Annotated in this window: 18 protein-coding genes and 1 riboswitch; of the genes, 15 read left to right on the top strand and 3 right to left on the bottom strand. The window is 68.9% G+C overall.

The window, feature by feature from the left end; genetic code table 11:
• The first annotated feature begins 211 nt into the window (after positions 1 to 211).
• From ACYVLV_RS08630 to ACYVLV_RS08670, 9 genes are all read left to right on the top strand, one after another.
• Positions 212 to 3,451 (top strand): Rne/Rng family ribonuclease, encoded by a 3,240-nt coding sequence (locus ACYVLV_RS08630; protein WP_460809164.1) that lies wholly within the window; start codon positions 212 to 214, stop codon positions 3,449 to 3,451.
• 179 nt (positions 3,452 to 3,630) lie between these two features.
• A complete protein-coding gene (gene rplU / locus ACYVLV_RS08635; RefSeq protein WP_460809165.1) occupies positions 3,631 to 3,933 on the top strand; it encodes a 50S ribosomal protein L21 in 303 nt (100 codons plus the stop codon).
• Between the two features lie 39 nt (positions 3,934 to 3,972).
• Positions 3,973 to 4,224, top strand: coding sequence for a 50S ribosomal protein L27 (rpmA, locus tag ACYVLV_RS08640; RefSeq protein WP_460809167.1), 252 nt, complete (start codon positions 3,973 to 3,975; stop codon positions 4,222 to 4,224).
• 116 nt (positions 4,225 to 4,340) lie between these two features.
• Positions 4,341 to 5,897: a GTPase ObgE gene (gene obgE / locus ACYVLV_RS08645; protein WP_460809168.1), complete on the top strand. Its 1,557-nt coding sequence runs from the start codon at positions 4,341 to 4,343 to the stop codon at positions 5,895 to 5,897.
• The gene (gene proB, locus ACYVLV_RS08650) at positions 5,894 to 7,018 is read left to right on the top strand and encodes a glutamate 5-kinase (protein ID WP_460809171.1); all 1,125 of its coding nucleotides are present in this window, start codon (positions 5,894 to 5,896) and stop codon (positions 7,016 to 7,018) included. The genes obgE and proB overlap by 4 nt, the downstream gene beginning before the upstream one ends.
• 19 nt (positions 7,019 to 7,037) lie before the next feature.
• On the top strand, positions 7,038 to 8,006 hold the full coding sequence (locus ACYVLV_RS08655; protein ID WP_460809172.1) for an endonuclease/exonuclease/phosphatase family protein: 969 nt from the start codon (positions 7,038 to 7,040) through the stop codon (positions 8,004 to 8,006).
• 37 nt (positions 8,007 to 8,043) lie between these two features.
• Positions 8,044 to 9,213 carry a cysteine desulfurase family protein gene (locus ACYVLV_RS08660; protein ID WP_460809173.1) on the top strand — a complete coding sequence of 390 codons (1,170 nt, stop codon included), beginning with the start codon at positions 8,044 to 8,046 and terminating at the stop codon, positions 9,211 to 9,213.
• A complete protein-coding gene (gene mnmA / locus ACYVLV_RS08665; protein ID WP_460809175.1) occupies positions 9,210 to 10,346 on the top strand; it encodes a tRNA 2-thiouridine(34) synthase MnmA in 1,137 nt (378 codons plus the stop codon). The genes ACYVLV_RS08660 and mnmA overlap by 4 nt, the downstream gene beginning before the upstream one ends.
• Positions 10,343 to 11,341, top strand: coding sequence for a uroporphyrinogen decarboxylase/cobalamine-independent methonine synthase family protein (locus ACYVLV_RS08670; RefSeq protein WP_460809176.1), 999 nt, complete (start codon positions 10,343 to 10,345; stop codon positions 11,339 to 11,341). The genes mnmA and ACYVLV_RS08670 overlap by 4 nt, the downstream gene beginning before the upstream one ends.
• 30 nt (positions 11,342 to 11,371) lie before the next feature.
• Here the strand turns inward: ACYVLV_RS08670 and ACYVLV_RS08675 are convergent, their stop codons facing one another.
• Both ACYVLV_RS08675 and ACYVLV_RS08680 read right to left on the bottom strand, forming a co-directional pair.
• A complete protein-coding gene (locus tag ACYVLV_RS08675) occupies positions 11,372 to 13,033 on the bottom strand; it encodes an MFS transporter (RefSeq protein ID WP_460809177.1) in 1,662 nt (553 codons plus the stop codon).
• Positions 13,030 to 13,626 carry a TetR/AcrR family transcriptional regulator gene (locus ACYVLV_RS08680; RefSeq protein WP_460809638.1) on the bottom strand — a complete coding sequence of 199 codons (597 nt, stop codon included), beginning with the start codon at positions 13,624 to 13,626 and terminating at the stop codon, positions 13,030 to 13,032. Before ACYVLV_RS08680 ends, ACYVLV_RS08675 begins: the two co-directional genes overlap by 4 nt.
• Positions 13,627 to 13,759: 133 nt before the next feature.
• Between ACYVLV_RS08680 and ACYVLV_RS08685 the strand changes: the two genes are divergently transcribed.
• Entirely contained in the window at positions 13,760 to 14,605 is an 846-nt protein-coding gene (locus ACYVLV_RS08685) for a nucleoside phosphorylase (RefSeq protein WP_460809179.1), read from the top strand.
• On the opposite strand, the gene ACYVLV_RS08690 is transcribed toward ACYVLV_RS08685, so the two are convergent.
• Complete coding sequence (locus tag ACYVLV_RS08690) at positions 14,536 to 15,168, bottom strand: alpha/beta hydrolase (protein WP_460809181.1); 633 nt, start codon at positions 15,166 to 15,168, stop codon at positions 14,536 to 14,538. The genes ACYVLV_RS08685 and ACYVLV_RS08690 overlap by 70 nt on opposite strands.
• A gap of 91 nt (positions 15,169 to 15,259) precedes the next feature.
• Between ACYVLV_RS08690 and ligA the strand changes: the two genes are divergently transcribed.
• The 5 genes from ligA to ACYVLV_RS08715 all read left to right on the top strand — a co-directional run bounded on the left by ligA (position 15,260) and on the right by ACYVLV_RS08715 (position 22,884).
• The gene (gene ligA / locus ACYVLV_RS08695) at positions 15,260 to 17,392 is read left to right on the top strand and encodes an NAD-dependent DNA ligase LigA (RefSeq protein ID WP_460809182.1); all 2,133 of its coding nucleotides are present in this window, start codon (positions 15,260 to 15,262) and stop codon (positions 17,390 to 17,392) included.
• Between the two features lie 51 nt (positions 17,393 to 17,443).
• Positions 17,444 to 17,788, top strand: a complete 345-nt coding sequence (gene gatC / locus ACYVLV_RS08700; protein WP_460809185.1) for an Asp-tRNA(Asn)/Glu-tRNA(Gln) amidotransferase subunit GatC — start codon at positions 17,444 to 17,446, stop codon at positions 17,786 to 17,788.
• A gap of 82 nt (positions 17,789 to 17,870) precedes the next feature.
• The gene (gene gatA, locus ACYVLV_RS08705) at positions 17,871 to 19,418 is read left to right on the top strand and encodes an Asp-tRNA(Asn)/Glu-tRNA(Gln) amidotransferase subunit GatA (protein ID WP_460809186.1); all 1,548 of its coding nucleotides are present in this window, start codon (positions 17,871 to 17,873) and stop codon (positions 19,416 to 19,418) included.
• Positions 19,418 to 20,929: an Asp-tRNA(Asn)/Glu-tRNA(Gln) amidotransferase subunit GatB gene (gene gatB / locus ACYVLV_RS08710; RefSeq protein ID WP_460809187.1), complete on the top strand. Its 1,512-nt coding sequence runs from the start codon at positions 19,418 to 19,420 to the stop codon at positions 20,927 to 20,929. Before gatA ends, gatB begins: the two co-directional genes overlap by 1 nt.
• A 95-nt stretch (positions 20,930 to 21,024) precedes the next feature.
• Positions 21,025 to 21,201, top strand: a riboswitch (cobalamin riboswitch).
• Between the two features lie 78 nt (positions 21,202 to 21,279).
• Positions 21,280 to 22,884, top strand: coding sequence for a prenyltransferase/squalene oxidase repeat-containing protein (locus tag ACYVLV_RS08715; protein ID WP_460809189.1), 1,605 nt, complete (start codon positions 21,280 to 21,282; stop codon positions 22,882 to 22,884).
• The last annotated feature ends 2 nt before the right edge of the window (positions 22,885 to 22,886 follow it).

Here is a 22,886-nt window from a genome sequence, read left to right on the forward strand (position 1 = left end):
CTCGACGCGACGCGGCCAGTTTCCGATCGGTGACAGTGATCGGGTGTTCCACGGCCCAGCGACCGCGACGGCGGCGGTAACGCACACCCTTGACGCAGCGCGGGGAGTGTCGCCGCCCACGAAGAGCTTGTGCGCCCACTTGCGGTTCGAAAGCCGCAACGGCGCGAGACATGCCCCGCCACATCATGTGGCGCAGGGCGAGGAGCAACACATGTCCGAGGACAACGCGACCGAGCAGAACCCCTCCGCCTCGCAAGGCGATTCCGCTTCGGAAGGTGCCCAGAGCGCCCCCGAGACGCAGGAAGAAGGCGCGGCGGCCAAGAAAGCCCCCGCCAAGAGGGCCCCCGCCAAGAAGGCGGCAGCCAAGGCTCCGGCCAAGAAGGCCCCCGCCAAGAAGGCGGCGGCCAAGGCCCCAGCCAAGACTGCAGCCAAGAAGGCCGCAGCCACCGCTGATACGGCCACCACCGGGGCAACGAAGAAGTCGGCCTCCAAGAAGCCTGCCGACGTCGAGCCCGGCCAGGACGGGCCGGCCGAGTCGAGTGGGGAGTCCGCCGAGGCCGCTACGAAGCCCCCGGCCAGGCGCACAGCGAAGAAGGCTGCCGCACCGGACCAAGCCACGGAGTCGGCCGCCGCCACCGAGGTGCTGTTCCAGACCCCAGCGACCCACACGGCTACTCGGTCCCGCCGCCGACCGGAGCCCAAGACCGATGCGGTCAGCGAAACGGGAGCCGAGTCGACCGCCGAGGAAGCCGATCAGGGTTCGAAGCCGAAGAAGAGCGCCCCCAGGGTGACCGCGACCGACTCTGGAGAGCAGTCCGAGGCGAAGCGTCCCCGGGGCGACCAGAAGGATGTGTCGACCCCAGACGAGAGCGACGCCGAGATCGAGACGGACACCGACACCGACTCCTCGTCCGACACGGACGGTGAGTCCGGTGGGGACGGCACTCCGCGCCGTCGTCGCCGTCGCGGAGGTCGCCGACGCCGCAAGGGTGGCGGCGGGGGTGGCAACTCCGAGAACGGTCAGGACAACAACCAGAGCTCCGACGACGACTCCGAGGGCGAGCAGGACACCAACGGCCGCTCCGGCTCCAACAACTCCGAGCAGGGCTCGAACAGCGGCCCCGACGACGACGGCGGCGAGGACGGTGACGGCGACGGTTCCACCCGTCGGCGTCGACGCCGACGCCGTGAGGGCGACAACGGTGGCGGGACTGGTGATGACCCGCAGAACACGGTGACCCGGGTCCGCAAGGCCCGTTCGGCGGAGGACGAGATCACCGCCGTCGCCGGTTCGACGCGACTCGAGGCCAAGAAGCAGCGGCGCCGCGAGGGCCGCGAGGCCGGTCGGCGACGGGCACCCATCGTCAGTGAGGCGGAGTTCCTGGCTCGCCGGGAGGCCGTCGACCGGGTGATGGTGATCCGGCAGCGCGGTGACCTCACGCAGATCGGTGTCCTCGAGGACAAGGTCCTCGTCGAGCACTACGTGGCGCGGGAATCCCAGGCGTCGATGATCGGCAACGTCTACCTCGGTCGGGTCCAGAACGTCCTGCCGTCCATGGAGGCCGCCTTCATCGACATCGGCAAGGGCCGCAACGCCGTGCTCTACGCCGGTGAGGTGAACTGGTCGGCCCTGGGCCACAAGGACGGCTCACCCCGCAAGATCGAATCCGTCCTCACTTCCGGACAGCCGGTGCTGGTGCAGGTCACCAAGGACCCGGTCGGACACAAGGGCGCCCGGCTGACCAGCCAGATCAGCATGGCCGGTCGCTTCCTGGTCTACGTGCCCGACGGCACCACCAGCGGCATCTCACGCAAGCTGCCGGACACCGAGAGGCACCGCCTCAAGACGCTGCTCAAGGACATCGTTCCCGACACCGCCGGAGTGATAGTGCGGACCGCGGCCGAGGGTGCCTCCGAGGAGGAGCTGACCCGCGACGTCGAACGTCTCAAGGCCCGCTGGGAGGACGTCGAGACCAAGGCCAAGGGCAAGGCCCCGCAGCTGCTGTACGGCGAGCCGGATCTGACCCTGAAGGTCGTGCGCGACCTGTTCACCGAAGACTTCGCGAAGCTCGCCATCCAGGGTGACGCCGCCTGGGAGACGGTCGAGGGCTATGTCTCTCAGGTCGCCCCCGACCTGACCGAGCGCCTGGAGAAGTTCGAGGCTGACACCGACATTTTCGCGGCCTACCGGGTGGAGGAGCAGATCGCCAAGGCGCTGGACCGCAAGGTCTATCTCCCCTCGGGAGGCTCCCTGGTCATCGACCGCACCGAGGCCATGACCGTCATCGACGTCAACACCGGCAAGTTCACCGGATCGGGGGGCAACCTCGAGGAGACGGTGACCAAGAACAACCTGGAAGCGGCCGAGGAGGTCGTGCGCCAACTCCGGCTGCGTGACATCGGCGGAATCATCGTCGTCGACTACATCGACATGGTGCTGGAGTCCAACCGTGACCTCGTGCTGCGGCGGATGGTCGAGTGCCTGGGTCGGGACCGAACCCGCCACCAGGTGGCCGAGGTGACCTCGCTCGGACTCGTTCAGATGACGCGTAAGCGCATCGGCGTGGGTCTGGTCGAGTCGTTCAGCCACAACTGTGAGCACTGCCAGGGCCGCGGTGTGGTCATCGAGGACGCTCCGGTCGAGCCGAAGGACGTCGAGGACGATCGGGGTCGGGCCAACCGGCGCCGTGGTTCGGGCAACGGTTCGGGCAACGGCTCGGACAGGGACGGCTCCGCAGGGGGTCGTGGAGGCCGCGGCTCGGGTCAACCGACCCCGAAGAAGGCCACGGCTACCCCCTCACCCAAGGACGTCGCCGCGATGGCGAAGCCGCCGGTCGAGGAACCGCCTGCCATGGTCGGGGAAGAGACGAGCACCCAGCCGGACAGCGACGCCAGCAGCCCCGACGGCTCCGCCAGCGAAGCCGCCTCGACCTCGACCCCGGTGGAGACCGAGCCGGTCGCTCAGGCCGACTCCCCGCCGGCCGCCCCGCAGGTGACCACGCGTACCCGCAGCCGTCGTAGCGCCAGCCGGCCCGCGACAACTCCAGCAGCCGAGACCCCGGCGCCCGAGGCCCCGGCGTCCGAGGCCCCGGCCGTGCCGGCCCAAGCGCCCGAGGCGGCGAAGGCCGAGCCGGAAGCGGTCGAGGACAGCCGATCCTCCACACCGTCTGAACCGTCTGCCCCGGCTGAACCTGCTGCTCCGACGGCTCCGAGGGTCGTCACCCGAACGCGACGCAGTGCCAGTCGCCCTGCCGGGACCCCCGCGGCCGCGCCGGCCCCGATCGTGGTCGCCAGCGAGCCTGCAGCTCCTCAGCAGGCCGACACGGATTCGGCGCCGGTCGTGGCACCGGAGCCGCCCAAGGTGGTCACCCGTACCCGTGGACGCACTGCCACCAGGGCCAGTGGGCCGCCGAAGACGGCCAATGTCGACGAGGTGGCGCCGGACGCCTGACGGTCTGGCGGGGTCACGTTTTGCCGTGACGCCTGCCGGTCCGTACTATTGCCCCTTGGTGCGTAGTGACGTGCCTTTCTGCGGCCGACCACCTTGCTGCGCCTTGCGTTCAGCCAGGTTCTCCAGATGTCCGGCCCAGCCCCAGATTCCAGTGTGACGTTGAGACGAAGGAGACCGCGGTGTACGCGATCGTGCGCGCAGGCGCTAAGCAGCAGAAGGTCGTCGTGGGCGACGTCATCGAGATCGACAAGTGTTCGACCGCTGTCGGCGAGACCATCGCCCTCCCGGTCGTCATGACGGTCGACGGCGAGACCGTGACCGCCACCGGCCTGGACAAGGCCTCGGTGACCGTCGAGGTGCTCGGCGCCATCAAGGGTCCCAAGATCGTTATCCAGAAGTACAAGAACAAGACCGGTTACAAGAAGCGCATGGGTCACCGTCAGAAGTACACCCAAGTCAAGGTCACCGACATCTCCCTCTGACCCGGTCCTCCTGGTTCATCACTCAGCTAAGGAAAAATCATGGCACACAAGAAGGGCGCAGCGTCCACCAAGAACGGGCGCGACTCCAACTCCCAGCGGCTCGGTGTCAAGCGCTTCGGCGGACAGTCGGTCAGCGCGGGCGAGATCATCGTGCGTCAGCGCGGCACCCACTTCCACCCCGGTAGCGGCGTCGGTCGCGGTGGCGACGACACGCTCTTCGCGTTGATCGCCGGTGCGGTGGAATTCGGTCGCAAGCGCGGCCGCAAGGTCGTCAACATCCTTCCGGAGTGACCTGACGTCTAGCTGAACCAGCTACACCGAGAGGCGTCCCGTCGACGGGGCGCCTTTCGCCATTTCTCCGGCAACACACCACACCATCTCTCTCTTCAGAATCGGCGGTCCTTCCTATGGCGATCCCCTCGTTCGTCGACCGCGTCACGCTGTTCGTCAGCGGCGGTCGAGGCGGCAACGGTGTCGCCTCGGTGCACCGCGAGAAGTTCAAACCTCTTGGTGGTCCCGACGGTGGCAACGGTGGGCCCGGTGGCTCGGTGATCCTGCGGGTCGACCCTGACGTCACCACGCTGGTCGACTATCACCACAGCCCCAAGCGCCGCGCCGAGAACGGTGGGCAGGGGGCTGGCGCGCACCGCAACGGAGCACACGGTGCGGACATCGTCCTTCCCGTCCCGGACGGCACCATGGTCAGCGACGCCTCCGGCACGGTCCTGGCCGACCTGGTCGGCCCGGGGACCGAGATGGTCATTGCGGGTGGCGGACACGGCGGGTTGGGCAACGCGGCCCTGGCTTCGTCCAAGCGCAAGGCCCCCGGGTTCGCGCTGCTCGGCGAGCCCGGCGACGAACTCGACGTGGTGCTCGAACTCAAGGTGGTTGCGGACATCGGACTGGTGGGATTCCCCAGCGCCGGCAAGTCCAGCGTGATCGCCGCTATCTCTCGAGCACGTCCGAAGATCGCCGACTACCCCTTCACCACCCTGATCCCCAACCTCGGAGTGGTCACCGCTGGAGAGACGACCTACACCGTGGCCGACGTCCCGGGGTTGATCGAGGGAGCCAGTGAGGGTCGCGGCTTGGGCCACGACTTCCTGCGTCACATCGAGCGGTGCGCCGCGTTGGTGCACGTCCTGGACACCGCGACCATGGAGCCGGGCCGCAACCCCGCCGACGACCTCGACGTGATCGAGAACGAGTTGGCCAAGTACGGCGGGCTCGAGGACCGACCGCGACTGGTCGCGCTGAACAAGATCGACGTTCCCGACGGGCGCGACATCTCCGACATCACCATCGAGGACCTCCGTGCTCGTGGGCTCCGGGTCTTCCCCATCTCGGCGGCCTCCCAAGAGGGGTTGTCGCAACTGAAGTTCGCGATGGCCGAGATCGTCAACGAGGCCCGTGCCGAACGCGAGTTCGCGGTCGCGACGAGGATCGTCCTGCGTCCACCCAGCGTCGACGGCAAGGGCGACTTCACCATCACCCAGACCGAGGACGGTTGGGTCGTGCGGGGACTCAAACCCGAACGCTGGGTCCGTCAGACCGACTTCACCAACGACGAGGCGGTGGGCTTCCTCGCCGACCGGCTCAACCGTTTGGGGGTCGAGAACCGCCTTGTCCGGATGGGTGCCGAAGAGGGCGACACCGTGCTCATCGGACCCGGCGAGGAGGCCGTGGTCTTCGACTTCAAGCCCGGGATCGATTCGGGAGGCGAGAATCTCGCCCGCCGCGGAGAGGACACCCGCTTCGAGGAGTCCCGCCCGGCCGCTGCCCGGCGTCGGGCCATCGAGGAGTCCATGCCGGACCGCACCGACACCGAGACCCGCGCGGACGTCGCTCGACGCCTGGACCAGCCGGAGAAGTACGCCCAGCCCGAGACGGCGCCCGGCCCCCAGTCCTACGAGATCGGCACCGCGGAGGACCCCGACTGGGACGAGTCGGACCCCGGGTCATGAGCTCGAGTCCGGGGCGCGCTGCGGTGCACACCGCGCAGCGCGTCGTGGTCAAGGTCGGGTCGTCGTCGTTGACCACCGCCCGCGGTGGCATCGACCCGGCTCGGTTGCGCGCGCTCGTGGACGTCCTCGCCGACGCCCGCGCCCGTGGTCGCGAGGTGGTGCTCGTCTCGTCGGGAGCGATCGCGGCCGGATTGGCACCGCTCGGGCTCGAGCGACGGCCGAAGGGTCTGGCCGCACAACAGGCGGCCGCCTCGGTCGGACAGGGGATCCTGGTGCATCGCTACACCGAGGAACTCGCCCGGCACGGCCTGATCGCCGGTCAGGTGCTCCTCACCCTGGACGACCTGACGCGCCGGTCGCACTACCGCAACGCCTCGGCGACCTTCACCCAACTCCTCGAGCTGGGCGTGCTGCCCATCGTCAACGAGAACGACACCGTGGCCACCACCGAGATCCGCTTCGGTGACAACGACCGGTTGGCGTCGCTGGTCGCCCACCTGGTGCGTGCTGACCTGCTCGTGTTGCTCTCCGACGTCGACGGCCTCTACGACGGCCCGCCGGACGAGGCCGGAACGTCGTTGGTCCGGGACGTCACCTCGACCGAGGACCTGAACGCCGTGCGGGTCGGAAGTGTCGGCGCAGCGGGAGTGGGCACGGGGGGCATGGTCACCAAGGTCGAGGCCGCCCGCATCGCTACCGGCGCAGGGATCCCGGTCGTACTCACCAGCGCCGCCCAGGCCGCCCAGGCACTGGCCGGCGACGAGGTCGGCACCCTGTTCCACGCCACCGGACGGCGCAGATCCAACCGGCTGCTCTGGTTGGCCCACGCCACCGAGACCCGGGGGAGTGTCCAGGTCGATGCCGGCGCGGTTCGTGCCCTGGTCGGCGGCCGCGCCTCGCTGCTGGCCGCCGGGGTGACCGGCGCCGAGGGGGAGTTCGTCGCCGGGGATCCGATCGACCTGCGCGGTCCCGACGGGACCCGGATCGGACGCGGACTGGTGAACTTCGACGCGGAGGAGATCCCTCGACTGGCGGGTCGCTCGACCGCAGAGCTGCGCGCCTCGCTGGGTCCGTCGTACGACCGAGAAGTGGTCCACCGAGATGACCTCGTCGTCCTCTGACGAGGAGTAGATTTCACCCGTGCGGGGAATCGAGGTCACCTTCTGGATCGCCTTCGTGGTCCTGATCGTCCCGGCGGGCACCCTCACCGTGGTGCGGGTGGTGGAGCCGGAGAGCGGCCGGGCCCTGCAGATCGAGGCATTCACGCCCTACGCCCTGCCTCTGTACGCTCTGGCGCTGATCTTGTTGGCCGGCACAGCGGTGCGTCGCAGCGAGAGCAACGCTCCCTTCCTGGTCCCAGCCGTCCTGGTCGTCGTTGGCCTCGGCGCGCACTTCTACTGGCTCTCCCCGCAGTTCCTCGGCGCCACCCCAGAACCCGCGGACGACGCCCCCCTTGTGCGAGTCATGACAGCCAATCTGCTGGCGGGGGAGGCCGACACAGTGGCCCTGGTGGAACTGGTGCGCGACCAGGACGTGGACCTGCTCGTCGTGAACGAGGTCACCGACCGATCTGTGCGCGACATGGTGCGGGTGGGCCTCACCGCACTGCTCCCTTTTCAGGCAGGTACGCCGGGCGAGGGGGTGGAGGGGACGATGGTCTTCAGCCGCAAACCGCTGACCGACGTGAAGTCCATCGACACGGAGTTCGACTCGTTGGTGGCCACCACCCAGGACCTCGTCGTGATCGCGGTTCATCCCCGTCCGCCCGGTGACCCGGTGGGCTGGCGCGCGGACCACGACGCGGTCTACGCCGCGGTGGGGGAGTACGACCCGGATCTGATCCTGGGTGACTTCAACGCGACCCCCGACCACCCGCCGATGCGACGACTGTCCGACAACGGCTATCGCGATTCGGTCGAGATCACCAACGGGATCATCGCGCCGACCTGGCCCACGAACGGGGGCTACCCGATCCTCGGATGGTTGCCTGCGACAGCACCGATCGACCATGTTCTGGTCAGTTCGGACATCGCGGTGGTGGAGACCGGCACGGCGGACCTTCCGTCCAGTGATCACCGACCGGTGATCGCGGTGATCGCCCGCCGCTGAGGCTTCCCGAACCGGTGAGTCGTAGGCTGGGCGGGTTATGGAATCTCGACCGGTCGTCTACCTCGACCACGCTGCTACGACGCCCATGCACCCGGCGGCGATCGAGGCGATGACCAGGCACCTCGGCGAGGTCGGAAACGCCAGCTCGCTCCACATGGCCGGACGCTCATCACGCCGCGTCGTCGAGGAGTCTCGCGAGACCATCGCCTCAGCCCTGGGCTGCCGTCCCGGCGAGGTGGTGTTCACCTCGGGGGGCACCGAGGCCGACAACCTCGCGGTCAAGGGCATCCACTGGTCGCGTGCCGCTGCGCTGGGTCCGTCCCCGCGGCTGATCTCCAGCGCCGTGGAACACCACGCGGTGCTCGACCCTCTGGACTGGTTGCAGGACAGTGGCGAGGCCGAGGTCCACCTCGTGGGCGTGGACGGCACGGGACGGCTCGACGTCGACGAGTTGCGGGCGGTCGTTGCGCAACGACCGGTCTCGCTGATCTCGGTGATGTGGGCCAACAACGAGGTCGGCACCCTGCAACCGATCGACGAGATCGTGGCCATCGCGGCCGAACACGACATCCCGGTTCACACCGACGCCGTGCAGGCGCTCGGTGCGGTTCCCCTTGATTTCGCCGGGTGTGGTGTGGACGCCATGACGGTCACCGGACACAAGGTCGGGGGACCCTACGGTGTCGGGGCCCTGGCGGTACGCCGGGAGCTCGCCGTGACGCCGCTGGCCCACGGTGGCGGCCAGGAACGCGACATCCGCAGCGGCACCCTCGACACCCCCGCCATCGCCGGTTTCGCCGCCGCAGTGGAACTGGCGGTCAAGCACCAGGCCGAGCACGCGAGTCGCCTGGCTGCCCTGCGTGACGACCTGGTCACCCGCGTGCTGGCCACGGTCCCCGACTCTCACCTGCACGGACACCCGACGCAGCGGCTGCCCGGCAACGCCCACCTGGGCTTCGCCGGTTGCGAGGGTGACTCGTTGCTCATGCTGCTCGACGCACGAGGGATCGCGTGCTCGACCGGGTCGGCCTGTTCGGCGGGGGTCCCTCAGCCCTCCCACGTCCTGCTGGCCATGGGGTGTTCCGAGGAGGAGGCCCGACACTCCCTGAGGTTCTCGTTGGGCCACACCACCACCCAGGCCGACGTCGACGCCCTGGTCGAGGCGATGGGACCGGTCGTCGAACGCGCGAGGGGGAGTCGTCGATGAAAGTCATCGCAGCCATGTCCGGAGGAGTCGACTCCGCGGTCGCGGCGGCCCGTGCCCACGAAGCCGGCCACGACGTCACCGGGATCCACCTGGCTCTGTCCCGCAACCCACAGTCCTACCGCTCCGGTGCGCGAGGTTGCTGCACGATCGAGGACAGCAACGACGCCCGGCGGGCCGCGGACATCATCGGCATCCCCTTCTACGTCTGGGATCTCAGTGAGCGCTTCCACGAGGACGTCGTGGAGGACTTCATGGACGAGTACGCCGCCGGGCGGACTCCCAACCCCTGCCTGCGGTGCAACGAGAAGATCAAGTTCGCCGCCGTGCTGGACCGGGCCATCGGGTTGGGCTTCGACGCGGTGGCGACCGGGCACTACGCCCAGTTGGAGACCGGGGCCGACGGACTCATCGAGATGCACCGGGCCGTGGACCACGGCAAGGACCAGTCCTACGTGCTCGGCGTCCTGGATCAGGAGCAACTCGCGCATTCCCTGTTTCCGTTGGGCGACTCGACCAAACCGAACGTCCGGATCGAGGCGGCCGAACGGGGCCTGTTGGTCGCCGACAAGCCCGACAGCCACGACATCTGCTTCGTCGCTGACGGGGACAACGCCGGCTGGCTGCGGGAGAAGTTGGGTGATCGCGCCCCCAACCAGTCCGGCGACATCATCGACGAGGTGACCGGCGAGGTGCTGGGCCAGCACGAGGGCACCTACGCCTACACGATCGGACAGCGCAAGGGGCTCAAGATCGGACGCCCCGCACCGGACGGCAAACCACGGTTCGTCCTCGACATCGAGCCCGTCCAGGGCACCGTCACCGTCGGAGCCCGCGATCGGCTTGCCGTCGAAGGTCTCACCGGGATCCGCCCGCGATGGTGCGGAACGGTGCCGACGGTTCTGGACGGCGCCACCGATCCCGGCGTGACCGTCCAGTTGCGGGCGCACGGCGACGAGCACTCGGCGAGCGTGCAGGTCAGCGAGGACGGCGCGCAGGTGGACATCGAGTTGCACGATCCGGCGTACGGCATCGCCCCGGGTCAGGCGGCCGTGATCTACGACGGCACGCGGGTGGTCGGCTCGGCGACGATCTCGCAGGTCCGGCGCACCACCTCCGTGGCGGCCACGCGGTGACCGCCGCCAGTGGCGTCGGGTCCCTGCCCGGCTCCGACCAACGCGCCTACTCCGAGTGGCTGCGCGTGGTGCTCGGTGAGTTCGCCGAGCCTCCCCACGTCGCCTTTCTTCCCGAGGTGCCCGGCAGGGGTGTGGCCGCAGGAATGATCGGTCGGACCCTCGGGCTCATCACCGAGGTCGGGATCGACCTCCAGCCGGCCGGGTGGCGGATGACCGACGCGGCGGGCGTGGACCATCGCCGGGCCCGCAGTCTGTTGGCGCAGGACCTCGACGGGCTGGAGGAACTCGCACAGGAACGCGAGGGCGTCTTCAAGGTGCAGATCGCCGGGCCGTGGACCCTCGCGGCCACGGTGGAGAAGCCCCGGGGCGACAAGGTGCTCAGCGACGTCGGCGCCCGACGCGACCTGGCCCAATCGTTGTCCCTCGCCGTCGGTGAGCACGTGGCCGATCTACGCCGCCGGCTTCCGAGCGCTGATCGGTTGATCGTGCAGGTCGACGAACCTGCTCTCGCTGCGGTGCTGGCCGGCAAGGTCCCGACAGCATCCGGGTTCGGTCGCCACCGTACGGTGCACCCGCCCGAGGCTTCGGAGACGCTGACCGGGCTCTTCGATGCCATCACCGCCGCTGGTGCGCACCCGTGGGTGCACAGTTGCGCCGACGATGCGCCATTAGACCTTCTGCGGGGTGCTGGAGCCACCGGGCTCGCGGTCGATCTGGATCGGATCGGAGCGGCTGGCCACAACGTCCTGGCCGAGGCCCTGGACGCGGGGGAGTGGGTGATGCTCGGAGTGCTACCGAGCGCGGACGACGTGACCGCCCCCGACGACAGTGCGGTTGTCGCCCGGGTTCTTCGATGGCTGGACTCGCTCGGGCTGGACATGGCCGAGGTGGGCGAACGCCTGGTGGTCTCCAGTTCCTGCGGCCTCGCGGGAGCCACGGGTTCCGCAAAGAGCCTGCTGAACCAGGCGCACCGCGTCGCCGATCACCTCAGCTGAGGGGACCGGCGACCGCGGCCGAGGGGTGGATCAGCCGACGTGGACTGCTTCGGGACCGTCGGTGGCCAGTTCCTCGTGCTTGACGTCCAGGAAGATCCACACGATCGCCGACGCCGCGAGCATCATCACCGAGCCGATCAGGAAGGCGTGGCTGGCTCCCTCGAGGAAGGTCGCCTGGAAGTTGGCCGCCTCGATGAAGGGCAGACCCTGACCCACCGGCATTGCGGGATCGATCCCGGCGTCAGTGGTCGCCTTCAACAGTGCGGGGGCGATCTCCTCGCTCCGATTGGTGGCGAAGAACAGTGAGGCGGTGCTCAGAGTCGCTAGACCAAGGGCTCCACCCACCTGTTGCATCGTGTTGAGCACCCCGGAGCCGATGCCAGAGTCTTCGGCGCGGACGTGGTGCACCGCGGTCAGTGTCAGCGGGACGAACACCATGCCCATCCCGATGGCCATCACGACGATCCACGGGAACATCGAGGACCAGTAGTTGAAGGCCGTGCCCGCCGTCTGACCATCCGCGAGGGCCAGTACGACCGATCGCGGGGAGTCGTCGATGGCGATACGCGAGAACATGAACAACCCGAAGGAGGCCAGTAGCGTCCCCGAACCGGCGATGAACCGTGGGTCGATGCGGTTGATCAGGTTGGACGAGAGCCCCGCCCCGATGACGATGCCGAACGAGAACGGCAGGAAGGCGAAACCGGCGTTCAGGGGGCTGTAGCCCACGATCTGCTGAACGAAGAGGCTCAGGAAGTAGAACATCGAGAACATCGCCGCCGGCGCCATCAACATGGCTACGAAGCTGGCCGCCCGGGTGCGGTTCTGCAGGATCCGGATCGGCAGCAGCGGGTGCTCGGTGTGCTTCTCGATCACCACGAAGCTGATGAGCAGGGCGAGGCCCAGGCCGAGGCTGAGTTGGGTGATCGGGTCGCCCCAGCCGTAGCGCTCGTCGCCAGCGCGGGTGAGTCCGTAGACGATGCCGAGGAGGCCGGAGGTGCCGGTCAGCGCGCCCGGGACATCCATGCGACCCACGCTCGACTCCGACTCCGGCAGGAACCGGGGCGCCAGCGCGGCCGCGGTCAGACCGATCGGGGTGTTGATCAGGAAGGTCAAGCGCCATCCGCTCAGTTCGAGGCCGAGGATGCTGTCGAGGCCGGTGAGGTAGCCACCGAGAATCAGACCGATGGCGGCGCCGGCGCCGGACATGGCGGCGTACACCGCGAAGGCCCGGTTGCGCTTGGGGCCGGCCGGGAAGGTGGTGGTGATGAGGGCGAGGGCGGTGGGGGCGGCCATGGCGGCGCCGAGACCCTGCAGGGCACGCGAGCCCAGCAGCATCGCCTCGTTCTGGGCGAGGCCGCCGATCAGCGAGGCGATCGCGAAGACCGTCAGGCCGGTCATGAAGATGCGTCGCCGGCCGTAGAGGTCGCCCAGGCGCCCCCCGAGCAGGAGGAGCCCACCGAAGGCCAGGGCGTAGCCGGTGACGATCCAGGACAGGTTCGCCTGGGTGACGTCGAGGTCGCGTCCGATGTAGGGCAACGCGATGTTCGTGATGGTGCCGTCCAGGACCACCATCAACTGGGCGGTCGAGATCAGGGCCAGAGCCCAGCCGAGGTGACGGCCGGCGACTCCCGAATCGCGTGCGGTCTCCATGTCCGGCTCCGGAGGTAGGGGCGGGTCGAGATGGGTCATGACGATTCTTTCTGGTTCGGTGTGCGGGTGACGGCAGGCAGGATCATCTGGTCGATGACGCGGGTGACGAGGGCGGTGCTCGGGGGCTCCCCGAGCAGGAGTGTTCGGTGCAGGACGACGCCGGCCAGCGCCGGCGCGATGAGGTCGAGGTCTGCGTCGGGAGCGATTTCGCCCCGGTCGCGGGCCCGTAGGAAGACGGTGCGGGCGGTGCGCTGTTTGGGGCCGACGAAGTCGCGGCGAAACGCTGCGGCGAATTCCTCGTCGCGGGTGACGGCGGTCATGACGCTCGCGAACACGTCGAGCTGGTGAGGGTCGTCGAGTCCTCCCTGCCCGCAGAACGACTCGATCAGGTCCTCGCGCAGGTTGCCGGTGTCGGGGACGCGCTCCTCACCGCGGTGGGAGAGCAGCGCCTCGATGATCATGGGCGTCTTGCCGTCCCAGCGTCGGTAGAGCGTCGCCTTGGAGGCGCGAGCCTCACGGGCCACCGCGTCCATGGTCAGATTGTCGAACCCGACCTCGGCCAGCACGGTCAGCGCGGCATCCAGGATCTCCTGCTCACGCTCACCCTCGACGCGGGGTCGACCGGGGGACATGCTGTTCACGATCCACCTGCCTCACGTTGACGAAACGGTACGGTTCCGTTCCATCGAACCACGGGGCAGGTGAGTTCATTCCGCTGTAGCGAACTTTCCTCAATCCGCCGAGCGCGCGACATAGGGTGACGTCATGCATCGCCTCCCGGGTAAGGCGTACGACGAGGAATCGGTCTTCCAGCCGGAGAACCTCCTGCGAGAAGCGCGCAGACAAAAGTCACTGCCCGACGTCCCGGTGCCATCCGTGGTCGTTCTGGATCCGGACGGGGACATCGTGCGACACCTGGCCGCGAGCGGCTCGGGCACCCGTCACCCGGGATGGGCTTGCTACCACACCGACATGTGGGTCACCGACCTCGACGGGGTCGAGATCGGGGTGGTCGGGTTCGCAGTGGGGGCCTCGTTCGCGGTCCTGGTGGCCGAGCAACTGGGCGTCAGCGGGGCCGAGTTGGTCATCAGCATCACCTCGGCGGGACTGATCCGGGCCGCCGGTGAACCGCCGTACTTCGTGTTGATCGAGCGAGCGCTCCGCGACGAGGGGACCAGCCAGCACTACCTGCCGCCGGAGGAGTGGAGCAGGCTGGACCCCTCGCTCGCTGACCGGCTCGTCGACGCCTACGAGGCGTGCCTCGAACCTGTGCACCGGGGCAGCTCGTGGACCACCGATGCGCCGTACCGGGAGACGGCCTCGAGTGTTCAGGCCGCTCAGGAGGCGGGCATCGAGTGCGTGGAGATGGAGGCGGCGGCGCTGTACGCCTACGCCGCGGCCCGTGGGCGCGCCGTGGTGTGTTTGGCCCACATCACCAACACCATGGCCACCGATGGCGAGGACTTCGAGAAAGGTGAGGCCAACGGGGTGCCGGCGGCCCTGTCGATTGCCCGGGCAACGGCCATGGCGGCCATGGCGGATCAGTCCAACAGCGCGAGCGCGTTGTCGACGGCGAATCCGTTCCACGCCGAGATCCTGCGGAACATGTAGTGGCCGACCCGGCCCATGCTCGTCAGCGTGGCCGAGGATGCAGACTGTTCGGCTCGCTGCACGTAGGCACGAGTCATCCCGAACAGCGTGATCTTGTCGCTGCGTCCGTGGGCTGCGCGCAGGTGCTTGCCGGTCAGGGTGCGATCGGGGTCCTCCGGGGAGAACCACGGAGCGAGCGCCACCACGCCCACGACGGAGGGGTCGTCGGCGACATGGACCGCGGTGCGTCCGCCCATCGAGTGACCCAGGAGGACGACGGGGATCTCGCCGTGCTCGCGGCGTATCTGCTCCAGAGCCCACCGGGCGTCGTGGACCGGGGCGCCGCCGTTCCAACCGCGCTCGCGGTAGCGCAGCAGCCAGGTGCTGACGCCCGCTTCGTGGGCGAGGGGGGTCACGCTGCGTTGCATCGCGGCGATTCGACGCCAGGAGGCGCTGCGCTCATCGACCGGCTGAGTGCTGGTGGCCTTACCGCCGTGGAGCATCAGGATGACCGCCCTCGGGCGACCCTCCACATCGAGGCGCGTCAGTGAAGGGCTGGACGCGCGGTGCTTGGGGGTGGCCATACCGGTGTTTCGGACCGGACCAGCGTCTCGGATTGTCCGATTGGCTGAGGCCTGGAGCACACCGTCGGCGCCGGACGGCAAGATGGTCACCATGGACGAGCCCACCCCAGCCACGGACGCGGCGCGCGAGGAGCACCGACTGGTGGCCGAGCAGATCGAGGATGCGCGTTGGCGCTACTTCGTGCGCGACGAGCCGACCCTGTCCGACGCCGACTACGACCAGCGGTTGCGACGTCTCCAGGAGCTCGAGTCGGAGTTCGTCGAGTTGTGCACCCCCGACTCGCCGACCCAGAAGGTCGGCGGTGCGGTCTCCACCGAGTTCACTCCGGTAGAACACCTGGCCCGCATGGAGAGCCTCGACAACGCCTTCTCGACCGAGGAGATCGTGGCCTGGCACGGTCGGTTGGCCCGCGACGGTGTCACGGACCCGGCGTTGCTGTGCGAGCTCAAGGTCGACGGCCTCGCCATCAACCTTCTCTATGAGAAGGGCAGGTTGGTCCGGGCGCTCACCCGCGGCGACGGGACAACCGGGGAGGACGTGACCCCGAACGTCAAGACGATCGATTCAATCCCACATCGCATCGAGGGGTCGGCGGACCACCCGATTCCCGCAGTGATCGAGATCCGGGGTGAGGTGTTCCTGCCCGCCGAGGCCTTCGAACGTCTCAACGCGAGCATGATGGATGCTGGCAAACCGATGTTCGCCAACCCCCGCAACGCCGCGGCCGGTTCGCTGCGGCAGAAGAATCCGCGGGTGACCGCGACCCGAGACCTCGGGATGGTCTGCCACGGCATCGGATACCGCGAGGGCTTCGCCGCCGGGACCCAGTCCGAGGCGTACGCCGCGCTGAGGGCCTGGGGATTCCCGACCTCCGAACGCGCGAAGGTGTTGGGGTCCCTGGCCGAGGTCGCCGAGTTCATCGACTACTACGGCGAGCATCGTCACGACGTGGAGCACGAGATCGACGGGGTGGTGATCAAGGTCGACGACGTCTCCTCGCAACGCCGGATGGGATCTACCAGTCGAGCGCCCCGCTGGGCGATCGCGTTCAAGTACCCACCCGAGGAGGTGAACGCCAAGCTCCTCGAGATCCGGACCAACACCGGTCGCACCGGTCGCGTGACGCCGTACGGCGTGATGGAGCCGACCCTCGTGGCCGGCTCCACCGTCGAGCGGGCCACTCTCCACAACGCCTACGAGGTCACCCGGAAGGACGTGCGGCCGGGGGACACCGTCATCCTGCGCAAGGCTGGCGACGTGATCCCCGAGATCCTCGGCCCGGTCCTCGCCCTGCGACCGGAGGGACTGCCCGCGTGGGTGATGCCCACCGAGTGTGAATCGTGCGGCACCACGTTGGCCGAGCAGAAGGAGGGCGACAAGGACCTCCGGTGCCCCAACCACCGGTCGTGCCCGGCCCAGGTGTGGGACCGGGTCTCCCATGTGGCGGGACGAGGTGCGTTCGACATCGAGGGGCTCGGCTCGGAGGCCGCGATGGCGCTGCTGGAGACGGGCGTCATCACCGACGAGGGCGACCTGTTCGACCTCGACGAGGCGGATCTGCTGCGGGTGCCGCTGTTCACCCGGGCGCCCAAGAAGGGCGAGGGCGATCATCCCGTGCTCAGCGCCAACGGACGGCGGTTGTTGGACAACCTCGCCGTCGTGCGGCAGACCGATCTGTGGCGCGTCCTGGTCGGCCTGTCGATCCGTCATGTCGGACCGTCCGCAGCCCGGGCTCTGGCCCAAGAGTTCGGTGATATGGAAGCGATCCGAGGGGCCTCCCTGGAGGAGCTCGCCGCCGCCGACGGCGTCGGGGCCACGATCGCTGAAGCCGTGACGGAGTGGTTCACCCACGACTGGCACGCCTCGATCGTGGCCAAGTGGGCCGCCGCGGGCGTCACCATGACGCAGGAAGCCGACGAATCGGTGCCCCGGACCCTGGAGGGTCTGACCATCGTGGTGACCGGGTCGCTGGAGGACTTCAGCCGGGACGGGGCCAAGGAGGCGATCCTGAGCCGAGGGGGCAAGGCGAGTTCGTCGGTGTCGAAGAAGACCGACTACGTCGTGGTGGGGGACAGCCCCGGATCCAAGGCCGACAAGGCCGAATCCCTCGGTGTCCCGGTCATCGGCGAGGAAGCTTTCGTCGAACTGCTGGCGCGAGGGCGGGTCGAAGCACTCCGGCCGGCGGAGGACCAGGACGCGCCCGATCCCGCCCCCGAACGCTGAGCCCGCGACCGCGTCGTCGGTGGCAGCCCCTGCGCCACTACGATGTGGGCCATGCCTGACATCCCTGGATCGAGCAGCCCGCGCGGCACGAGCGAGCGTGTCGAAATCACCCGCGACGAGGTGGCGCACCTGGCCGATCTCGCCCGGATCGACCTCGACGACGCCGAACTCGACCACCTCGCACCCCAGTTGACCGTGATCTTGGAATCGGTGGCCTCCATCCAAGGGGTGGCCGGCGACGACGTGCCGCCGACCTCGCACCCGATGCCACTGACCAACGTCTTCCGCGACGACATCGCTGTGCCCGGGCTGACCGCCGCCCAGGCGCTTGCGGGTGCACCGGACGTCGACCAACAGCGCTTCAGCGTGCCGCGGATCTTGGGGGACGAGCAGTGAGCGAAGCGAGAGAGCGCTGGGGTCGAGAGGCTCGATGCGCGGGTCCCGAAGCGGTCGAAGTGCGAGTGAACGGAACAGAGCAGTGAGTGAGACGAGCTCGAACGACTGGACCCGCAAGACCGCCGGTGAACTGGCGACCGCACTCGCGGCCGGGGAGACGACCTCGGTCGAGTTGACCCGCGCCCACCTGGACCGGATCGAGGCCGTCGACGGCTCGATCCACGCCTTCCTCCACGTCGACGTCGAGGGAGCGCTCGAGCAGGCGACGGCCTCCGACCAGCGTCGCGAAAGTGGTCAGCCCGCCTCGGCGCTCGACGGCGTCCCGATCGCGGTCAAGGACATCCTGGCCACCGAAGGACTCCCCACCACCTGTGGGTCGAAGATCCTCGACGGCTGGGTGCCGCCGTACGACGCCACGGTGGTCTCGAAGTTGCGCGCGGCCGGTCTGCCGATCCTCGGCAAGACGAACATGGACGAGTTCGCGATGGGCTCCTCCACCGAACACTCGGCCTACGGCCCCACCCACAACCCGTGGGACCTCGACCGCATCCCCGGCGGGTCGGGTGGTGGCTCGGCCGCAGCTCTCGCGGCCTTCGAGGCGCCGCTGGCGCTCGGCACCGACACCGGCGGCTCCATCCGGCAGCCCGGGGCGGTCACCGGGACGGTCGGGGTGAAGCCGACCTACGGGTCGATCTCCCGCTACGGATTGGTGGCCCTGGCCAACTCCTTGGACCAGGTCGGCCCGGTCACCCGCACGGTGCGCGATGCCGCCGTCCTCCACGAGATCATCGGAGGACACGATCCCCGCGACTCCACCTCCATCGCGGCACCGGTCCCCGACCTGACCGACGCGGTCGACCGCGGCGCGACCGGCGACCTGACCGGCGTACGGGTCGGAATCATCAAGGAACTCGGTGGCGAGGGCTACCAGGACGGGGTCCAGGCACGGTTCGCCGAATCGGTCGAACTCATGATCTCGGCCGGCGCCGAGGTCGTCGAGGTCTCCTGCCCGAACTTCGTGCACGCCCTGGCCGCCTACTACCTGATCCTGCCGGCCGAGGCCTCCAGCAACCTCGCGAAGTTCGACGCCATGCGCTACGGGCTGCGCGTGCTGCCCGAAGGCGTGGACTCCCCGTCCGCGGAACAGGTCATGCGGGCCACCCGCGACGCCGGGTTCGGCGACGAGGTCAAGCGCAGGATCATCCTGGGCACCTACGCGCTGTCCAGTGGCTACTACGACGCCTACTACGGACAGGCCCAGAAGGTGCGCACGTTGATCGCGCGCGACTTCGACGCCGCGTTCGGCTCGGCCGACGTCCTGATCTCTCCGACCGCGCCCACGACGGCGTTCAAGTTGGGGGAGAAGCTCGACGATCCGATCGCGATGTACCTCAACGACCTCGCCACCATCCCGGCCAACCTCGCCGGGGTGCCGGGGATCTCGATCCCCAACGGTCTCGCCGAGGAGGACGGGTTGCCCACCGGGCTCCAGATCCTGGCCCCCACGATGGCCGACGACCGCGTCTACCGGGTCGGCGCCGCCGTGGAGACGATGCTGAACGACGCCTGGGGCGGCCCGCTCCTGGACCGTGCCCCTCTGCTTGCCGACTCCACGACGGGAGCCCACTGATGACCGAGGTCGCCCTCGTCCCCTTCGACGACGTCCTGGAGGCCTTCGACCCCGCGTTGGGGCTGGAGGTCCACGTCGAGTTGAACACCAACTCCAAGATGTTCTGTGGCTGCTCGGGGGAGTTCGGCGCCGAGCCCAACACCCAGGTCTGCCCGGTGTGTCTGGGGCTGCCGGGCGCTATGCCGGTCGTGAACCGCATAGCCGTTGAATCGGCGATCCGGATCGGTCTCGCGCTGAACTGCGAGATCGCCGAGTGGTGCCGGTTCGCACGGAAGAACTACTTCTACCCCGACATGCCGAAGAACTTCCAGACCAGCCAGTACGACGAGCCGATCGCCTTCGAGGGCTTCATGGACGTCACCGTCCCCCTGCCCGACGGCGGCACCGCCATCCACCGGGTGGAGATCGAACGCGCCCACATGGAGGAGGACACCGGCAAGTCCCTGCACGTCGGGGGCGCGACCGGGCGCATCCACGGCGCCGACTACTCGCTGGTCGACTACAACCGGGCGGGCATCCCGCTGATCGAGATCGTCACCAAGCCGATCATGGGCAGCCGCGAACTCGCCCCCCTGATCGCCAAGGCGTACGTCGCGCAACTGCGTGACCTGATCCTCGCCCTAGGCGTCTCGGACGCCCGCATGGAGCAGGGTTCGATGCGCTGCGACGTGAACCTCTCGCTGGCCCCCATCGACACCGGAACCCTGGGCACCCGCACCGAGACCAAGAACGTCAACTCGCTGCGTTCGGTCGAGCGCGCGGTGCGCTACGAGATGGAGCGGCACGCGGCGATCCTGCAGGACGGCGGCTCGATCCTGCAGGAGACCCGTCACTGGCAGGAGGACACCGGCACCACCCGCAGTGGTCGCGAGAAGTCCGACGCCGAGGACTACCGCTACTTCCCCGAACCGGACCTGGTCCCCGTCGCTCCGTCCCGCGAATGGGTCGAGGAGTTGCGCGGCACGCTGCCGGAGAACCCGACCGAGCGGCGCGCCCGCCTGCAGTCCGACTGGGGGTTCTCCGACCTCGAGATGCGCGACACCGTGGGCGCCGGCGCACTGGGTCTGGTGGAGGCGACCATCGCCGAGGGTGCGTCCCCCCAGGCGGCCCGCAAGTGGTGGCTCTCCGACATGGCCCGCCGGGCGAACGATTCCGGCGTCGAGATCGCCGAGTTGGGCGTCAGCCCCGCCGACGTCGCACGCGTCCAGGCCCTGGTCGACGAGGGATCCCTGAACGACAAGTTGGCCCGCCAGGTCTTCGACGGCATCGTCGCCGGGGAGGGCACCCCCGACGAGGTCGTGGCGGCCCGCACCCTGGCGATCGTCTCCGACGACGGCGCTCTGGGTGCGGCCGTGGACAACGCCATTGCGGCGAACCCCGATGTCGCCGACAAGATCCGCGACGGCAAGGTCGCTGCTGCTGGCGCCCTGATCGGTGCGGTCATGAAGGAGATGCGCGGCCAGGCCGACGCCGGCCGGGTCCGCGAACTGATCCTCGAGAAGCTCACCTGACGCCGAGTCGGCGCAAGTTGACGCGCATACGACGCCCAGTCGGCGCGTTTTGCACGTTTAGCGCCGACTCGGCGTGAGATTGACGACTGCACGTGATGGTGTGGAGGAGCATCGGCAGGTAGTACGCTGCGGCGAAATCATTCAATACGCTCGCAGCGGGGGAAGCCGGTCCGAATCCGGCGCTGTCCCGCAACCGTAGGTCGATCGCTCGAGCCCCCCGGGGGACGCGAGGATCGACGAGCCGGAGCACCTGCCGCGACGCGTCCTGATCACATCGCTGTCGTGGAAAACAGCGGGTGGCGAACCCGACACCGGTCGGGTGCTTCCCGCTGGTGCAGCGGGAAGGAAACATGAACACCCCCTCTCTCACCGGACGCCGTCGGCTCGTGGCCGCGGTCGCCGTCCCGGCGCTGGCCCTCTCGGCCCTCGCTGCCGGCACCACCCCGTCGTACGCCGACCCCACCCCGTCCGGCTCCTCGGGGAGCAACTGGTTGGTCGGCCAACTCGACGAGAACGACCTGATCTTCAACGATCAGTTCGACTTCACCGACTACGGCCTGTCGATCGACGTGGCCTTCGCGGCCGTTTCCGCCAACGTCGACGCGAACCGGGCCTCCGATGTCAGCGACGCGGTCGCGGCGAACATCGACGAATACATCACCGGTGAGGCCTTCGGGGACACCGGCAGCACCTACGCGGGTTCCGTCGCCAAGTCACTGGTGCTCGCGCAACTCACCGGCGCCGTCGGCACGGACTTCGGTGGCCGCAACCTGGTGAGCCGGCTCGAGGCGCAGACCAGCACCGAGACCTCCACCCTGGGCCGCATCCAGGACACCAGCTCCTTCGGTGACAACGCGAACACCCTGGGCCAGTCCTTCGCCGCCGCCGGTCTCACGCGGGCCGGCAGCGCCCGGGCCGCGGACGCCACCGCCTTCCTGCTCAAGCAGCAGTGTGCCGCCGGGTTCTTCCGGACCAACTTCTCCGGCGTCGGCGCCGAGGACCAGACCTGCGACGGAGCGACTGATCCCAACGCCAGCACCGACACGACCGCGCTGGCGATCCTCTCCCTCCAGGCGCGGCCCGACGACGCGGCGGCCCGAGCGGCCATCGCCCAGGGCGTGGCCTGGCTGAAGAGTGTCCAGCAGGGCAACGGCGCCTTCGGTGGAGACGAGCTCACCTCGTCGCCCAACACCAACAGCACCGGCCTGGCCGCCACGGCTCTCGGCTCGGTCTGTGAGGTCGTTGCGTCCAACCGAGCCGCGGGATGGGTGCGCGACCTGCAGGTCGGCGCCGATGAAGCCGGCACCGAGCTGGCCGACGAGATCGGCGCCATCGCCTACGACCAGGCCGCGTTCGACGCAGCCTCCACCGATGGCATCACCTCCTCGAACCGCGACCAGTTCCGTCGCGCCTCCGCCCAGGCCGTCCCCGGCCTGCTCTTCGAGTCCGCGGCGAAGCCGACGGTCTCCTTCGGGCAGGCCCCGGCGTTTGGTCGGGTGGGCAAGACCCGCACGCTGCGGCTCAACGGCGTTTCAGCCGGCGAGACCGTCTGCTTCGGTGACGTCAACGCCGCCCAGCCGGTGGTCGGCACCGGTTCGCAGTTGAAGATCAAGGTCAGCGAGGACCAGGCCGGCAAGGCGAACTACGGCGCCACCACCGGTCCCGGCGTGGCCACCGAGCGCATCAGCTGGCTCGACCGCACCCGCTTCGACGTCCGCACGAAGTTCAAGGTCAAGCGTGGGGACAAGCAGTTCGTGTCCGTGCGGGGCCTCGAGCGCGGCGAGAAGGTCCGCGTGTTCTTCGAGGGCAAGCGCATCGCCAAGGGCAAGGCCAACGCCAAGGGCAAGTTCTTCACCCGCTTCGAGGCGAGCACGAAGACCGGACGCACCCGCGTGAAGGTGATCGGCCAGTTCTTCAACCGCAAGGGCTTCGACGGCTTCAAGGTCACCCGCTGACC

The sequence above is a fragment of the Nocardioides salsibiostraticola genome (assembly GCF_054783655.1).